This is a genomic window from Noviherbaspirillum sp. (genome assembly GCF_035654295.1).
GTDB lineage: Bacteria > Pseudomonadota > Gammaproteobacteria > Burkholderiales > Burkholderiaceae_D > Noviherbaspirillum.
On the sequence record NZ_DASRXF010000066.1, the window covers coordinates 19,431 to 36,307 of the forward strand.

13 protein-coding genes are annotated in these 16,877 nt (G+C 65.4%); 9 read left to right on the plus strand and 4 right to left on the minus strand.

Going from position 1 to position 16,877, the window contains the following annotated elements; genetic code table 11:
• Window positions 1–117 precede the first annotated feature (117 nt).
• From VFF99_RS07545 to VFF99_RS07555, 3 genes are read left to right on the plus strand one after another with little or no spacing between them, the layout of a single operon-like run.
• Window positions 118–747: a DUF4254 domain-containing protein gene (locus VFF99_RS07545; RefSeq protein WP_325016508.1), complete on the plus strand. Its 630-nt coding sequence runs from the start codon at window positions 118–120 to the stop codon at window positions 745–747.
• On the plus strand, window positions 744–1,577 hold the full coding sequence (locus VFF99_RS07550) for a glycosyltransferase family A protein (protein ID WP_325016510.1): 834 nt from the start codon (window positions 744–746) through the stop codon (window positions 1,575–1,577). Before VFF99_RS07545 ends, VFF99_RS07550 begins: the two co-directional genes overlap by 4 nt.
• On the plus strand, window positions 1,574–2,656 hold the full coding sequence (locus VFF99_RS07555; RefSeq protein WP_325016512.1) for a glycosyltransferase family 9 protein: 1,083 nt from the start codon (window positions 1,574–1,576) through the stop codon (window positions 2,654–2,656). Before VFF99_RS07550 ends, VFF99_RS07555 begins: the two co-directional genes overlap by 4 nt.
• 239 nt (window positions 2,657–2,895) lie before the next feature.
• Here the strand turns inward: VFF99_RS07555 and VFF99_RS07560 are convergent, their stop codons facing one another.
• The 3 genes from VFF99_RS07560 to VFF99_RS07570 all read right to left on the minus strand — a co-directional run bounded on the left by VFF99_RS07560 (window position 2,896) and on the right by VFF99_RS07570 (window position 5,822).
• Window positions 2,896–3,969, minus strand: coding sequence for a glycosyltransferase family 9 protein (locus VFF99_RS07560; protein WP_325016514.1), 1,074 nt, complete (start codon window positions 3,967–3,969; stop codon window positions 2,896–2,898).
• A gap of 111 nt (window positions 3,970–4,080) precedes the next feature.
• Window positions 4,081–5,181 (minus strand): SRPBCC family protein, encoded by a 1,101-nt coding sequence (locus tag VFF99_RS07565; protein ID WP_325016515.1) that lies wholly within the window; start codon window positions 5,179–5,181, stop codon window positions 4,081–4,083.
• Window positions 5,182–5,354: 173 nt separating this feature from the next.
• Window positions 5,355–5,822: a CreA family protein gene (locus tag VFF99_RS07570; protein ID WP_325016517.1), complete on the minus strand. Its 468-nt coding sequence runs from the start codon at window positions 5,820–5,822 to the stop codon at window positions 5,355–5,357.
• 66 nt (window positions 5,823–5,888) lie between these two features.
• On the opposite strand from VFF99_RS07570, the gene VFF99_RS07575 reads away from it, so the two are divergent.
• From VFF99_RS07575 to ahpF, 4 genes are all read left to right on the plus strand, one after another.
• Entirely contained in the window at window positions 5,889–6,173 is a 285-nt protein-coding gene (locus VFF99_RS07575; RefSeq protein WP_325016519.1) for a hypothetical protein, read from the plus strand.
• 22 nt (window positions 6,174–6,195) lie between these two features.
• Window positions 6,196–7,410 carry a formate-dependent phosphoribosylglycinamide formyltransferase gene (gene purT / locus VFF99_RS07580; RefSeq protein WP_325016521.1) on the plus strand — a complete coding sequence of 405 codons (1,215 nt, stop codon included), beginning with the start codon at window positions 6,196–6,198 and terminating at the stop codon, window positions 7,408–7,410.
• 219 nt (window positions 7,411–7,629) lie between these two features.
• Window positions 7,630–8,193, plus strand: coding sequence for an alkyl hydroperoxide reductase subunit C (gene ahpC / locus VFF99_RS07585; protein ID WP_325016523.1), 564 nt, complete (start codon window positions 7,630–7,632; stop codon window positions 8,191–8,193).
• Between the two features lie 180 nt (window positions 8,194–8,373).
• Complete coding sequence (ahpF, locus tag VFF99_RS07590; protein ID WP_325016525.1) at window positions 8,374–9,954, plus strand: alkyl hydroperoxide reductase subunit F; 1,581 nt, start codon at window positions 8,374–8,376, stop codon at window positions 9,952–9,954.
• 198 nt (window positions 9,955–10,152) lie between these two features.
• Here ahpF and VFF99_RS07595 read toward each other — a convergent pair whose 3' ends face one another.
• The gene (locus VFF99_RS07595; protein ID WP_325016526.1) at window positions 10,153–10,569 is read right to left on the minus strand and encodes a response regulator; all 417 of its coding nucleotides are present in this window, start codon (window positions 10,567–10,569) and stop codon (window positions 10,153–10,155) included.
• A 582-nt stretch (window positions 10,570–11,151) separates the two neighbouring features.
• Here VFF99_RS07595 and VFF99_RS07600 point away from each other — a divergent pair.
• Both VFF99_RS07600 and VFF99_RS07605 read left to right on the plus strand, forming a co-directional pair.
• Window positions 11,152–12,876 carry an autotransporter assembly complex family protein gene (locus VFF99_RS07600; RefSeq protein ID WP_325016528.1) on the plus strand — a complete coding sequence of 575 codons (1,725 nt, stop codon included), beginning with the start codon at window positions 11,152–11,154 and terminating at the stop codon, window positions 12,874–12,876.
• Window positions 12,866–16,813 (plus strand): translocation/assembly module TamB domain-containing protein, encoded by a 3,948-nt coding sequence (locus VFF99_RS07605; protein WP_325016530.1) that lies wholly within the window; start codon window positions 12,866–12,868, stop codon window positions 16,811–16,813. The genes VFF99_RS07600 and VFF99_RS07605 overlap by 11 nt, the downstream gene beginning before the upstream one ends.
• Window positions 16,814–16,877: the final 64 nt, after the last annotated feature.

Here is a 16,877-nt window from a genome sequence, read left to right on the forward strand (position 1 = left end):
CATGTAATCCATGGCACGCCGCGCCGCAGGCCGCGGCAAAAGGGATAGCACGCTTCTTGCAGCCCGGTCTCTCGATCTTTCCTCGCCGTACAAGATTGAAGAATCGAAAGGGACACCATGCTCAAGGACCTCACCGCGTCATCCCTCACCCAGTTCCACGACGAGATGCTCGCCACTGCCGGCTGGCCATCCTCCCAGCCGCTGGCGGAGCGCCCGGGCGCGTGGCTGTGGATCGAAGCCAACCATCGGTACAACACCCTGCTGTGGAATGAAGAAGACAAGGCCAGGCGCACCGACGTCGGGCCGAGCGAGATCGCGGCGTGCAAGCGCCTGATCGACCAGTACAACCAGAAACGCAACGACGCCGTCGAAGCGATCGACGAAGCCATCCTCTCCGCGCTGGAAGACTGCCAGCCGGAAAGCGGCGCACGCCTCAACAGCGAGACCGCCGGCGCGATGATCGACCGCCTGTCCATCCTCAGCCTGAAGATCTTCCACATGCGCGAGCAGACGCAGCGCGTCGACGCCGGCCCCGAGCACATCGCCAAGTGCAGCGAGAAGCTGCAGCGCCTGATCATCCAGCGCCAGGACCTCGGCGCCTGCTTCAATCAGCTGCTCGCCGACGCGCAGGAGGGCCGCGCGTATTTCAAGGTGTACCGCCAGTTCAAGATGTACAACGACCCCACGCTCAATCCCTATCTCTACGGCACACGCCAGCGGGCAGTGGCGGGAGGCGTGGCGACATGATGACGCGCGCGACGGTCGACGTCCTCATTCCCACTTGCAACCGCGCCTGCGCATTGGCGGTGACCCTGGCATCGCTGTCGACGCAGACCTTCACCGACTTCCGTGTCGTCATTTCCGACCAATCGGATGGCGCCGCCGCCTTCGACAAGGAGGAAGTGCAGGCAGTGATGCGCCAGATGCAGGCTACCGGCCGCGAAGTGCTCGCACTGCGCCACCTGCCACGGCGCGGCATGGCCGAGCAGCGCGCCTTCCTGCTGTCACACGCCAGCGCACCCTACTGCCTGTTCCTGGATGACGATGTGCTGCTGGAGAACGACGTGCTGGAACGCATGCACGCCATCATCGTCGAGCAGCAATGCGGCTTTGTGGGCAGCGCCCTGCACGGCATGAGCTTCCTTGACGACATCCGGCCGCACCAGCAGCACATCGAGTTCTGGGACGGCAAGGTGCAGCCCGAGCGCGTGACGCCCGACAGTCCCGCCTGGGCGCGGCATCACCTGCACAGCGCGGCCAACCTGTTCCATGTGCAAGCCAGGCTGGGCCTCACGCGCGCCACGACCCGCCTGTACCGTGTGGCCTGGATCGGCGGCTGCGTGATGTTCGATACGGCCAAGCTGCGCGAGACCGGCGGCTTCGATTTCTGGAGCGAACTGCCGTCGGCGCACTGCGGCGAAGACGTGCTGGCGCAACTGCGCGTCATGGAACGCTTCGGCGGCTGCGGCATGATCCCGTCAGGCGCCTATCACCTCGAATTGCCGACCACGGTCACCACGCGCGACATCGACGCCCCCAAGGTCCTGCCGATCTCCCCCACGGCGGACACCGCATGATGGAACATCCCCCTCTGCCCGGCGTGCGCAAGATCGCCGTGCTGCGCCCCAATGCCGTCGGCGACTTCGTGTTTGCGCTGCCCTGCCTGCACGCGCTGCGCATCGCTTATCCCGATGCCCGCATCACCTATATCGGCAGGCAGTGGCATGCGGACTTCCTCGCCGACCGGCCGGGGCCGGTGGATGAAGTCGTGGTGCTGCCGCCATGCCGCGGGCTCGGGGCTGCGCCCGATGCCGACATCGATCCTCTGCCCGCACAACGCTTCGTGGAGCGGATGCGCGAGGAGGCCTTCGATATTGCGTTGCAAATCTATGGCGGCGGAGCGTATTCCAACCCCTTCATCATGCAGTTCAATGCGCGTCTCACGGTTGGAATGAAAGCCGCTGACGCCGCGCCCTTGGACCGCTGGGTCGCCTATGGGGAATTGCAGAACCGGCGCCTGCAAATGCTGGAAGTCGCTTCGCTGGCCGGCGCGGCCACGGTACGACTCGGCCGCGAGCTGCATGTCACCGACGACGACCGATGCCAAGCGGCAGCGGTGCTCGACTCCCTGCAAGGCCGCCCGCTCGTGCTGCTGCAGCCTGGCGCGAGCGATCCGCGACGCCGCTGGCCGGCCGAACGCTTTGCCGCGCTCGGCGATATTCTTGCGGGCGAAGGTGCGCTGGTCGCGATCAATGGCAGTGAGGAAGAAGCCGGCGTCGTCGCTGCGGTGCTCGAACACATGCGGCAGCCGGCCATCAACCTGTGCGGACAGCTGACACTGTCGGGATTGTGCGGCGTGCTGGAGCGCGCATCGCTGGTTGTTTCCAACGACACCGGGCCGCTGCATCTGGCGCTTGCGATCGGCACGCCTGCCGTCGGCATTTACTGGCTCACCAACGTGCTGGAATCGGCGCCGCTGCGGCAGGACCATCACAGGGCCGCGATGTCCCTGCGCGTGCATTGTCCGGTGTGCGGGGAGGAAAACCTGAAGACGCGCTGTGCGCACGACAACAGCTTCGTCGATGGCGTGACGGTGGAGGAAGCGAGCCGGCTGGCGCTCGATTTGTTTCGGATTGAAGGGAACAAGGCCTCTTGAGCGCATGGTGGGTTTCGCTTCGCTCTACCCACCCTACAATTCTCTATAAAGGACCGTAGGGTGGGTAGAGCGCAGCGAAACCCACCATCTTCATAAAGGACCGTGGAGTGGGCAGAACGCAGCGAAACCGACCATCCTTATAAAGGACCGTAGGGTGGGTAGAGCCAGCGAAACCCACCATCTTCATAAAGAACCGTAGGGTGGGCAGCACGCAGCGAAACCCGCCACACCCCCGCCGATCACCCCTCCTTCATCAACGACCGCGCATGCTGCAAGGCCAGCGCCACGCGCTGCCCCTCCGGATCCCAAATGCACCGATGTCGTTCCTGGTCGAGCGGCGCCCAGCGCTGCATGTCGGCCTTGCTGAACACCACCACGCTGGGCAGGCGCAGGCCGGCGGCAATGTGCGAGACGCCGGTATCGTTGCAGACAAGGAGCCGCGCGCGGCTCATCAACGCCGCCATCGCCCCGATCGAGAGCGGCGATGCCGTGTCGCGCGCCGGGTTGCGCATGTGCTCGGCCACCGCAGCAGTCAGGTCCGCCTCCTTCGCCGATCCTGTGAGCACCACCTTCACGCCGAACTCGTCGGCCAGCGCATCCGCCACTTCCGCAAAACGGGCCGGCGGCCAGCACTTGTCGCGGATGCGCGCGCCGGGATGAATGCAGATATAGCTCCCCGGTTCAAGTCCTGCGGCCAGTCCGCTGTCCTGCAATTCGCGCTCGTCCTCGTCGGTCAGCGGAAATTCCAGGTGCGCGCCGACCGCGGTTGCGCCGAGGAACTCCACCAAATTCAGCAGGCGCAGGGGCTCCGCGCCCTCTTCCGGATATTCCATGAACGACACCTGGTCCGCCAGGGCACTTCCCGGCGCCACCGACCCCGCCACCGTCTTCGCGCCGAACTCTCCGACAATGCGATTGCTGACCTGCCCGCTCCCGTGCAGCTGTAACGCGAGGTCGAATTGCCGTGATCGCATGTCCTCGTAAAACGCTTCCAGCTCCGCCTCGCGCGCGGGCTGCTCCGGAAAGGCGGGATGCCCGGGGAAGACGGCGAAATCGTCGATGTAGTTCCGGTAGCGGCTGGCGAACTGCGCCGCCCACGGCAGCCCGGCCAAGGTGATGCGAGCCTTCGGAAGCGTCGCGCGCAGCGCGCGCAAGGCAGGCACGGCGCACAGCATGTCGCCGACCTGGAGGGCGCGGAATACCACCAGCCGCTCGATCTTCATGCGCGCAAGCAGCGGCACTCCCTGCAATTCCTGTTGGTCGATGTCTGCAAGCGCCACCCGCTCCTCCGGTCGTTTGTCCTCTCCGGTCATGATAGGGATGCGCAGCTTGCGCGGCTTGATCCTGCCCAATCGCGGCCTTTACCTGCATCAACAAGGCCTTCCGCGATTGCCGCGGAAGGCCCTGGGCTCAACAACGATGGATCAATGCAGCGTGGATGCCGAGGTCGAGGACGCCTGGGCGGCGTCGGAGGGCATCTTGCCGGTCTCGATGAAGGCCTTCATGCGTGCAAGGTCTTCGTCCATTTCCTGCTTCGGGTTGGAGGCGAACAGCGACGCGATCGCATGGCCGAGACCGCCGCCAGGCGGCGTGTACGACATGTAGACGCTGACCCGGGTGCCTTTGCCCTCGGGGGTGAAACGCACCTGCCCGCTGTTCTGCACATCCGCATCGGCTTCGCTCTGCCAGGCCAGCACTTCGCCGCGGCGGGAATCGGTCAGGCGCGCATCCCATTCCACGACGGAGCCCGCCGGTCCCTTCACCACCCAGTGCGAACGGTCGCCGCCGAGGTCGCGCACTTCCTGCACGTTGGACATGAAGCGCGGGAAGTTCTCGTAGTTGCTCCACAGCTCGAACACCCGCTCCGGCGCCGCCTCGACGTAGATGGACTTGTTCAGCACGATCGGCTCCTGCACGCCGCCGAAGGTGGAGGTACGCTGCGTGAGCAGGTACAGCCCGAGCGCACTGCCGGCCAGCATGGCGATCGTGCCGAGCGAGGGCATGCGGCTATCAAGCGAGGCTTCCGGCTGGTAGCTGCTGTAACTTTGCCGTCCTGCATAGTCTGACTGCTCCTGGGTATCCAGGAAATCCTCGACCTGGACCACGCCTTCGACACGGCGCACGCTGTCCAGCAGGTAATGCCGTTCGTGTTTCGGCACCGTGCCGCTGAGCGTGACGCAGCCCTGGCGCGCTTCGATGTTGATGGCGCCGGGCTGGGTTACGGCGCTCGCGATCTGTTGGCGCACCCGTGTCTTCAACATTTGGTCATCGATCTGCTCCCTGCCGCGGGCCAGGGCCGTATCGGCCTGCGTGCGCCATCCCTGCACCCGGGTGCCGAGGTCGCGCCTTGCCACATCGAGCATGCCGCCGGTGCTGGCAACCGCGCCCCGCAGTGCTTCGCGGGCTTGCGCACGGCGTTGCGGGCCGCGCTCCGGATCGGCCAGGTACATCGCCAGCGCGCCCAGAGACAACCCGCCGAGCATCCATGCCAGGCGCGATTGGTTGCTCTCATATTCCTCTCTCATTGCCTGCTCCTTTCTGCCAAATAACGTCAGATGATCCAGGCGCTAGCTCTTTGCTTTCTTGAAGGAATCAGCAGAACCGGCACTAGTCGCCTGCCCGCCATTTGGACTGGCCGTCATGCGCAATCGTTGCGTCGCCACATTTCGGTATGCGCAAACATCGGTCGATTGATTGTCTATCTGAGCGGAATCTTCTGGCTGCTCGCGACCGGCACGGCCGTGATGCTGTTTTGGGGGCTGCCCTCGATCAGGCGGTCGGAATAGACGAGATACACGAGTGCATTGCGCTTGGGGTCGACCATGCGCACCACGCGGATGCGCTTGAACAGGATGGAGGCACGCTCGGTAAACACCTCTTCTTGCTTCGGGATCGCCCCCGGGAAGGACACCTCGCCCACCTGCCGGCAGGCAACCGATGCCTCGGCCTTGTCTTCGGCAAGCCCTAGTGCTCCCTTGATGCCGCCGGTCCGGGCGCGCGAGAGGAAACAGCTCACCCCGTTGACCTTGGGATCGTCGAACACCTCCACCACGATCTTGTGGTCGGGGCCGACCAGCTTGAAGGCGGTATCGACTTCGCCGACCTGTTCGGCATGGGCGGACAAATGCAGGAATGCTGCAAGGAAAACCGGGGCAAGTATTTTCATGGGGTATCCGATGTATGAAACCGATATTGAAAGTACACTACCACGCTCACTTGCAAAAGCCCGACAATGAAAATCGACCTTGATCCTGATCGCATGGAGGAAATGCTGGACACCTGGCGCAAATCGGTGGACCTGCAGATCCCGATGATGGACGATTTCAAGATCCGGATGATGAAGAACCGGCGCGAAATCCTCGAGAATTTCCTGCAGACCGGCACCGGTTGGACCCTGGCGCTGGGATGCATGACGCCGCTCGAAGACAGCGATCGCTTCGAGGACCTGCGGATCAAGGTCAAGGCTTTCGTCGACTGGGCCGCGTCCGAACTGGACAGCCTCAACACCCTGCGCTGAACCCCAACCACCATTACCCGACATGACGACAACACGCCCATTCCGCCTCGGCACCCCGCTCTCCCCGTCCGCCGTCAAGGTGATGTTGCTCGGCTCCGGCGAGCTCGGCAAGGAAGTCATCATCTCGCTGCAACGGCTCGGCGTCGAAGTGATCGCCGTGGACCGCTATCCCGATGCGCCCGGCCACCAGGTCGCCCACCGCTGCCATGTGATCGACATGACCGACCCCGCCGCCCTGACCAGGCTCATCGAACAGGAAAAGCCGGACCTCGTGGTGCCGGAGATCGAGGCGATCGCCACGCCCGCGCTGGTCGAGCTGGAAAAGCAAGGCGCCGCCGCCGTCATCCCCACCGCCCGCGCCGCCTGGCTCACCATGAACCGCGAAGGCATCCGCCGCCTTGCCGCCGAACACCTCGGCCTGCCGACCTCTCCCTACCGTTTCGCCGACAGCCTCGAGGAACTCAAGGCCGCCTGCGCGGAAGTCGGCTTCCCCTGCGTGGTCAAGCCGGTGATGTCGTCGTCGGGCAAGGGCCAGTCGAAGCTCGATGGCCCGGGCGACATCGAGGAAGCCTGGAACTACGCGGCCTCCGGCAGCCGGGTCAATGCCGGACGGGTGATCGTGGAAGGCTTCGTCGACTTCGACTACGAGATCACCCAGCTCACGGTACGCGCGCTCAAGGACGGCGCTGTGGCCACGCATTTCTGCGAACCGATCGGCCACCTGCAGGAAAAAGGCGATTACATCGAATCCTGGCAGCCCCATCCGATGCCCACGACCGCGCTGGAAAAAGCGCGGAACATCGCGCGCAAGGTCACGGACGAACTCGGCGGACTGGGGATCTTCGGCGTCGAACTGTTCGTCAAGGGCGACATGGTATGGTTCTCGGAAGTCAGCCCGCGGCCGCATGACACGGGCATGGTGACGATGGCCAGCCAGCGCCAGAACGAATTCGAGCTGCATGCCAAGGCCATCCTCGGCCTGCCGGTCGACGTGTCGCTCGCCTCTCCGGCCGCATCGGCAGTGATCTACGGCCGGCACGAGGCGAAGGCCATTGCCTTCGAGGGCGTGGCCGAAGCCTTGCAGGTACCGGGCGCCGACATCCGCCTGTTCGGCAAGCCCGAATCCTTCGCCCGCCGCCGCATGGGCGTGGCCTTGGCAACAGCCGCCGACATCGATACGGCACGTGCCCGCGCCCGGGAAGCCGCGGGGTGCGTGCGCCCGGTAACGACCGCCTGAAGGACGCCGAACCAATCCGGGCGCTCTTCATCAGAACATGGATGACGGCCTCGGATGTCTGCAGACTTGCAAGCAAGTCAATACAATAGCGGCGTGCAAGACATAGCGTCGTGTCATACAGTTACGCTATCGCATACATTGAAACTATTGATTTCACAAGACAATAGATTTCGCCTATTATTCACTCATCCGAGCTTTTTCAACCAAGAGAGGTAGACCATGTCCCTGATCAATACCCAAGTGAAACCCTTCAAAGCAACCGCCTTCCACAACGGCAAGTTCGTCGAAGTGACGGAAAACGACCTGAAGGGCAAGTGGTCCGTGGTGTTCTTCTACCCGGCCGACTTCACCTTCGTCTGCCCGACCGAGCTGGGCGACCTGGCTGACAACTACGACACCTTCAAGTCCCTGGGCGTGGAAATTTACGGCGTGTCCACCGACACCCACTTCACGCACAAGGCCTGGCACGACACCTCCGAGACCATCGGCAAGCTGCGCTATCCGCTGATCGGCGACCCGACCGGCGCCATCACCCGCAACTTCGAAGTGATGATCGAGGAAGAAGGCCTGGCACTGCGCGGCACCTTCCTGATCAACCCGGAAGGCCAGATCAAGCTGTGCGAAATCCATGACAACGGCATCGGCCGCGACGCCAAGGAACTGCTGCGCAAGGTGCAGGCAGCCCAGTACGTTGCGTCCCACCCGGGCGAAGTCTGCCCCGCCAAGTGGACCCCGGGCGCAGCAACCCTGGCTCCGTCGCTGGACCTCGTCGGCAAGATCTAACAGCCGCATGACACTGCGCCGCACCGCCGGCGCAAACGCTCCCCGGGCGCGGCGCAAGCGCCCGGAGGCAGCGCCACTCCCCGATCAGTCTTCTCCTGGTCCGGCAGTCCGAGACTGATCCGGTGGTGGCACTGCGCACCCTGAAATATTTGATTTAGCAACCTGACCAAGGAAGCCATCATGCTGGATAACAACCTCAAGACCCAACTCAAGGCGTATCTCGAAAAAGTCACCCACCCGATCGAGATCACCGCATCGCTGGACGACAGCGACAAGTCGCGCGAAATGCTCGCGCTGCTCAACGACATCAAGGAACTGTCCCCGCGCATCTCGCTTACCGAGCGCCGCGGCGACGGCGAGCGCGCGCCCTCCTTCGCGCTCAACCGCACCGGCAGCAAGATGGGCGTGCGCTTTGCCGGCATCCCGATGGGGCACGAGTTCACCTCGCTGGTCCTGGCGCTGCTGCAGGTCGGCGGCCACCCGCCGAAGGTCGACGCCGACGTGATCGAGCAGGTCCGCAACCTCGAAGGCGAATTCCGCTTCGAGACCTATATCTCGCTCTCCTGCCAGAACTGCCCGGACGTCGTGCAGGCGCTGAACCTGATGGCCGTGCTCAACCCGAACATCACCCACGTGATGATCGACGGCGCGCTGTTCCAGGACGAAGTCAACCAGCGCCAGATCATGGCCGTGCCGACCGTGTACCTGAACGGCGAAACCTTCGGCCAGGGCCGCATGAGCCTGGAAGAAATCCTCGCCAAGCTCGATACCGGCGCCGCGCAGCGCGAAGCCGCCAAGCTGGCGAAGAAAGACGTGTTCGACATGCTGGTGGTCGGCGGCGGCCCTGCCGGCTCCTCCGCGGCGATCTACTCGGCACGCAAGGGCATCCGCACCGGCGTGGTGGCGGAGCGTTTCGGCGGCCAGGTGCTGGACACCATGGGTATCGAAAACTTCATCTCGGTGAAAGAGACCGAAGGCCCGAAACTCGCGGTCGCTCTGGAGCAGCACGTGAAGACCTATGACGTCGACGTGATGAACCTGCAGCGTGCCGAGGCACTGATTCCCGGCGACGTGATCGAAGTGAAGCTTGCGAGCGGCGCCAGCCTCAAGGCCAAGACCGTGGTGCTCGCCACCGGCGCACGCTGGCGCGAAATGAACGTGCCGGGTGAAAAGGAATACCGCAACCGCGGCGTGGCGTACTGCCCGCACTGCGACGGCCCGCTGTTCAAGGGCAAGCGCGTCGCGGTGGTCGGCGGCGGCAACTCCGGCGTGGAAGCCGCGATCGACCTCGCCGGCATCGTCGCTCACGTGACGCTGCTCGAGTTTGACAGCAAGCTGCGCGCTGACGCGGTCCTGCAGCGCAAGCTGCACAGCCTGCCGAATGTCACCGTGATCACCCAGGCGCAGACGACGGAAGTGACCGGCGACGGCGCCAAGGTCAACGGCCTGCGCTACACCGACCGCGCCTCGGGCGAATCGCGCCACATCGAGCTGGAAGGCATCTTCGTGCAGATCGGCCTGCTGCCCAACACCGACTGGCTCAAGGGCACGATTGCGCTCACCAACCGCGGCGAGATCGAAGTCGATGCGCGCGGCCAGACCTCGGTACCGGGCGTGTTCGCCGCGGGCGACGCCACGACCGTGCCGTACAAGCAGATCATCATTGCGATGGGAGAAGGATCGAAGGCGGCGCTGTCTGCGTTCGATCACCTGATCCGGACGTCTGCGCCGGCGGATGAGAAGGTTGCTGTGGCGGCGTGATGTGGCACTGAAAAAGAAAGCCGGCCTCGGGCCGGCTTTTTTATGCGCGCGGATCAACCCCTTCATAGGCTGGGATGCAATCCCAGCACTGTTTAACCACTCGTGTGATAGCTGGGATAGCTTGGATTGCATCCCAGCCCACCGGGGCTCACCGTCTCGACGTTCGGAGCGCGTATTAAACCCGCGCCGCACCACCCCTCACGCCTTCCGGAACTCCTTCAGCACTTCCATCATCTGCGCAAATTTCACCGGTTTTTCAAACACGCGGCTGAAGCCGGACTGCAGCGCGCGTTCGCGCTCGGCACCTTCGGCATAACCGCTGACGGCGATCAGGGGAATGCCCGAGAGTGCCTGGTCGTTGCGCATTTCGGTGGCGAGGTCGAATCCGCTCATGCCGCCGGGCAGGCGCAGGTCGCAGAAGATGAGGTCGGGGGCTTGCCGGCGCGCGCTGTCGAGCGCTGTGCGCGCATTGAAGACGGCTTCGGTGGCGCAGCCCATGACTTCGAGCAGGTCGCAGAATAGTTTGGCAAGGTCGCGGTTGTCCTCGACCACGAGGACGCGCAACGGATACTGCTGCAGGAGGGATGCGGCGCCTTCGCCAGTTGAAGTGTGCATGTTGGTTTTAGGTTGCAGCCAGAGGTCTTTTGCCGTTTTCCGCCGCAACGTCGCGGCGACAGGAATTTTCTTCTTTAACGAATCTGCTTACGGCCTCTCCGGACGGCCTTCGGCTGCCGGTACCAGATGGGAATGCGCGTCAACCACGCGCTTGAGCGGCGAATTATACCCTGCCCGTTCGTTACCGTCCGTGAGGTATGTACATAAGTCCAAACGGCAGCCGGGCCGCGAGACCATTCCATAGCTGTTCGAGGCGGATCGCAGCGAGCCGGTTCCCGGCATTCCATAGCATGCCGGCGAGTTCGGTGAAAATCCTTACCTTTTCGAAACGATGTAGCGCTTGCCTTGCCTCAATGCCTCTCTGGCGCGCTGCCAAAGGACAAGACAGAGCCGGGCCGTTTTCGTTCCTTTCTGCGATGCGCACCAGTCTTGAAACGCTTCAAGTTGTCACTTGATCTAGCCTAATGCGGTGCTTTTGCTGTCCCTCAATAATGGGCACGATCACCCCACTCTGCCTACATTCCCTTGCGCATCCCTGCCCGCACCGCAGCTTTTCTCTCGCTTGCCGCGCTGACGGCAGTCTTGCTGCTCCCCCAAGCGGCGACGGCGCAGTCTTCACCGGCATATGTGCTCGAAATCGAAGGCGCAGGCGAGTTCCAGGAGATGCTGGAGGAACATCTCGACATCAGCCGCCAGGCAAACGAGGGGCTGCCGCCGGAGCAAGTCGAACGGCTGGTCGATACGGCGCCGGAACAGGTCAGGGAATTGCTCGCTACCGAAGGCTACTTCTCGCCGACCGTAAGGGCCGTGCTCGACACCTCCGGCTCGCCATGGTCGGTGCGCATCGAGGTCGATCCCGGGCAGCGCACGCGCGTCATCTCCGTCGACATCCGTTTCAGGGGCGCCATTGCCGAGGGGCCGGGCGCGGACGAGTCGCGCATGAACAGGCTGCGCCGCCGCTGGGGCCTCGATCCGGGCGACGTGTTCCGACAGGCCGCGTGGACCGAGGAAAAGAACGACTTGCTGAAGGACCTGCTGTCACGCGACTATCCGACGGCCGTCATCACCCACAGCGAGGCGCGCATCGATCCGAAGGACAACAGCGCCGTGCTGACGGTGGAGGCGGATTCCGGCCCCGCCTTCACGTTCGGCGAACTCGATATCCACGGTCTGACGCGCTATTCGCGCGCGATGATCGACAACCTGAATCCGATCCAGCCCGGCGAGCCCTACTCGCAGGACAAGCTGAACGAACTGCAGGCACGGCTGGAGGACAGCGGCTACTTCCGCTCGGCCTTCGCCACACTTGAGCCCGACCGTGCGCGGCCCGAACGCGTTCCGGTGCGGCTCGACCTCGTGGAGAACCCGCGCAAGCGGCTGGCACTGGGCGGCGGATTTTCTACCGATACCGGCGCCCGGGCGCAAGTGCGCTGGCTGGACCGCAACTTCCTCCGGCGCGACTGGCGCCTGGAATCCGAGTTGCGCATCGACCGCGAAACTTACCTTGCCGGCGGCGACATTTTCCTGCCGCCGGTATCCGCGGGCTTGCTTCCCCCCGGCTGGCTGCCGAGCTTCGGCGCGCGGGTCGAACGCACGACCACGGGTGGCGAGACAAACGACAAGCTGCGCTTCGGCGCACGCGTAACCAGCCCCAACCGCTTCGACGAAAAGGCCTGGGCTCTGACCTACCTCGGCGACCGGCAGAGTATCGGGGATACCTTCATCAACAACCGCCAGGCGCTGATCGCCTCCTTCACCTACACCAAGCGCCGCCTCGATCATCCGCTGCGCCCGCGCGCGGGCTACGTCGCGTCCGTGGAACTTGGCACCGGCCTGCGCGGCCTCATCAATGAGAGCAATATCTTCCGCGTCCTCGGCCGCGCCACCCTCCTGCGGCCGCTTGCACCCCGATGGCAGGCGGTGCTGCGCGGCCAGGTCGGGCAAGTTTTCGGCGGCAGCCGGCAGACGGTGCCGGCCGACCTGCTGTTTCGCGCCGGCGGCGACCAGAGTGTGCGCGGCTATGGCTACAACTCGCTCGGCGTGCCGCAAGATGGCGCCATCGTCGCCGGGCCGGTGACCGCTGTGGTCAGCGCGGAACTGGTGCGGCAGATCCTGCCGCAATGGGGCGCGGCGGTGTTTGTCGATGCGGGCAACGCAGCGGACTCCTGGGATGGATTCCGCCTGCAGCGCGGCACCGGCGTGGGGGCGCGCTGGCGCAGTCCGATCGGGCCGGTCAACATCGACCTGGCCTACGGGCATGCAACGCGCAAACCGCGGCTGCATTTCTCGGTGGGTTATGGCTTCTGAAACGAAACGGCCGGGTTCGGGCATGCGCAAGGCGGGCATCGTCTTGCTGGCGGTGCTTGCCATCGTGCTGCTCGCCTGCGCGTGGCTGCTGGGGACGGCCAGCGGCGCGCGCGCCGTCCTAGGCGCCGCCGGCATGCTCACCGGCGGCGCACTCGATGCCCAGGGTGTCTACGGCCGAATCGCCGGGGATCTGCGCATCGAACGCCTGTCATTCACGCAAGACGATAGCCGGACAACACTGACCGACATCCGGCTCGGATGGCGTCCGGCCGCACTGCTGCGCGGGATGCTGGATGTCGAGACACTGCATATCGGCCACCTCCTTGCCGACAGCAGCGGGACGCAGGACACGGAGCCGGCGAAGCTGCCGGCGCGCATCGGCCTCCCCTTCGACATGCGCATCGACGACCTGCGGCTGCAATCCGGCGAATTGCGCCGTGCCGGCCAGACGGTCGCCATGCTCGGCCCGCTGGCCTTGCGCCTCGGTTTCGATGGCCGGCGCTACGACCTGCAGCTCCAGCGCCTGACGCTCGCCGCGCCGCCCGGGCGCACGGACTACGACGCCAGCATCAGCGGCACTGCCTCCGTGGAGGCCGCGCAGCCCTACGCGGTCGCCGGCCGTTTCTCCGGCAGCGGCAAGGCGAGCGTCGAGCAGCGCGCGTTTGCCGCGACGGGCACGGTGAACCTCGGCGGTTCCCTGCAGCAACTGGAGACCGTCGTCGACCTCGCCCTGGACAAGGCCAGCGTCAACGGCTCGCTGACGCTCCATCCCTTCTCGCCCAATCCGCTGGGCCGGTCCCAACTGTCGGCGCGCGGGATCGACCTGGCACACATCGACACGCGATTGCCGGCGACAGCACTCGACCTGCGCCTGGCCGTGGACGAAAACGGCACGGGCGAGCTCGAAGCCGTCAATGCCGCCGCCGGACCTTATGACAGCGACAAACTTCCCTTGCACGCGCTGCGCCTGGCCTTCCGCCAGGAATCCGGCGCCGTGCTGCTCGACCGCCTGTCGGCCAACCTCGGCACCGCCAAGCGTCCCGCCGGCACGCTGGAGGGACAAGGCCGCGTGGCGCAGGACGGGATGCGGTTCCAGCTGCGCACCGAAGCGCTCGATCTCGCACGGCTGGACAGCCGGGCGCGGACCACGACGCTGTCGGGCGAAGCAGAATTGACGCGCAGCGGCGACGTGCAGGAAATCCGCGTGTCCCTCGCCGAGCCGCTGGAGGGCCGGCAGCGCATCACGCTCGATGCGCATGCCGTGCTTTCCGGCCGCATGCTGGACCTGCGAAGGGCGGAATTGCAGGCAGGCAGCGGGCGGATCGACCTCACCGGGCAGGCCGCCCTCGATGGCGAGCAGACCTTCCGCGCCGACGGCAAGGTCGACGGCTTCCGGCTGCACGATCTCGGCCGCTTCCCGCAACTGCCCGAGCTCGCGCTGAACGCCGGCTTTACCCTGCGCGGCAAGCGCGTACCGCGGCTCGACGCCGACTTGTCCTACAACATCACCGACAGCCGGCTCGCCGGGCAGCCGCTGTCGGGCAACGGCGAACTGCGCCTGCGCGGCGAGCACCTGGAAATTCCGCGACTGCTGCTGGTGTCCGGCGTCAACCGGCTCAATGCGGAAGGCGAGCTGAGCGGCGGCGACGCGGCGCTGTCCTTTGCGCTGGATGCGCCGCAGCTCGGGCAGCTCGGCCCCGGTTTTGGCGGCGCCATGACAGCCTCGGGCAGCGCGCGGGGCACCGTTGCGCGGCCACGGATCGCGGTGGAATGGAGCGCGAACGGTGCGCGCGCGCCCGGCGGCGTGCGGATCGACAGTATGCAAGGGAAGGCGCGGCTCGCACTCGACCGTACGCGTGCGCTTGTGATCGAGAACGGCACGGCGGAGCTGGACGCGTCGGGCCTGCATCGCGACAAGGAAAATATCGCCCGCCTCTCCGCCCGCCTTGTGCTGGCGCCGCAGCCGGACGCTCCGCTCGATGTTTCCCTGCAGGCGGAGCAGATTTCCACCGGCCGCCTGCGCGCAGAGCGCTTCTCGGCCACCGCCAAAGGAACGACGGCGGCACACGCGATCGATCTCGCCCTCATCGAGACTGGCCAGACCTGGTCTCTGCGCGCTCAGGGCGGGTTGAGCCGGCTGGAAAAATCACCGCTCTGGAAAGGCAGCATCCTGGCTCTGAATGCCGGCGGGCGTTTCAGCGGCCGCCTTGCCCGCCCCGCCCCGCTGCTGCTCTCGGCCGAACAGATACAGCTTGAACAGTTCGTGCTCGACGCGGACGGCGGGCGCGTTGCCGTCGACCTGTTCGCGCGCAATGGCGATGGTATCGTCACGCGCGGGCGCATCGAGCGGCTGCAGCTTGCGCAGCTCTTGCGCCTGGCGCAACCGGCGCCGCCGGTGAAGACGGACCTGGAGCTCGCCGGGGAATGGAATCTCCGCATCGGGGAAACGCACAGCGGCACCTTCGCGCTGCGCCGGGAACGCGGTGACCTGACCGTGCTTGCACGCGCACCCGTCACGCTTGGCCTTTCCACCCTGACCGCCGGCGCCACCCTGTCCGCAGGACGGCTGAACCTGAACATGCTGGCCGAGGGGCGCCGCTTGGGCCGGCTGACACTGGATGGCGGCACATTGCTCGGCAACGGCGGCAACCGGATGGCGATTGCTCCCGATGCGCCGCTCTCGGGCAAGGCCAGCATCGACGTTCCCTCGCTGGCATGGATCGGCCCGCTGCTCTCTCCGTCCACCACGCTCGACGGCAGCCTGAAGGGTGAAGTGAACCTCAATGGCACCGCGGACCAGCCGCGCCTGTCCGGCCGGCTCGGCGGCCAGGCATTGCGGCTGGCGCTTGCCGACCTCGGCCTCGACCTGCGCGACGGCAGGCTGGACAGCGAATTCCAGGGCAACCGCTGGGTTGTGCACAGCCTGAACTTCCAGGGGGCCGAAGGCCGCGTCGCGCTGTCCGGCCCGGTCGATTTCAGCGGCGGTACGGTGGCAGCCCGGCTCACGTTGCTGGCCGAGCGTTTCGCCCTGCTCAACCGCAGCGACCGGCGCATCGTGGTCAGCGGGTCTAGCGAACTCGCCTGGAGCGGTAACGCGGGCAAGGCAAGCGGACGGTTCACTGTCGATTCCGGCTTCATCGACCTGGGCAGCCAGAACAAGCCGCGCCTGTCGGACGACGTGGTGATCGTGGGACGCGAAGAAAAACAAGGCACCAACAAGACCGCGTTCGATGTCGACATCACGGTGGCGCTCGGCGACGGCGCGGTCGTGCTCAAGGGCCGCGGCCTGGATGCGCGGCTGGCGGGCGAAGTCCGGCTGCAGGGCAACGCCGGCGAAACGCTGCAGGCCTACGGCACGATACAGGTTGCCAAGGGAACTTATACCGCCTACGGGCGCGAACTGGAAATCGAACAGGGTGCGCTGCGTTTCCGCGGGCCGCTCAACAATCCTTCGCTGGACATCCTTGCCATGCGCCGGGGCCAGGAAGTGGAAGCAGGCGTGTCGATCCGCGGCACCGCGCTGACGCCGCGCATCACCCTGGTCTCCGAACCGCCGCTCCCCGATGCCGACAAGTTGTCGTGGCTGGTGCTCGGGCGAGGACTGGCGGCGGCCGGCGATACCGATGTAGGCGCGCTGCAAAGCGCGGCGGCCGCCCTGCTGTCCGAAGGCGCCAAGGCAGGCGTGCAGTCCCGCATCGCCAGCACCTTCGGCTTGGATACGTTCAGCATCGGTACCAGCCAGGATACGCTGCAGCAGCGCATCGTCACTATCGGCAAGCAGGTGTCGTCGCGCTTGTACCTCAGTTACCAGCAAGGGCTGGAGAGCGCAGGCAGTGTGGTGCAGGTGCGCTACGCGCTGTCGCCCAAGCTCTCGCTCGAGGCCGAGGCAGGTTCCCGCAGCGCAATCTCGCTGTTCTACAACATTGCCTTTGACTGAATTGAACGAATGCCGCGGGTTCCCGGCCAAAGGGTAGCCGTACCCTATTCAACTCAATGGAGGC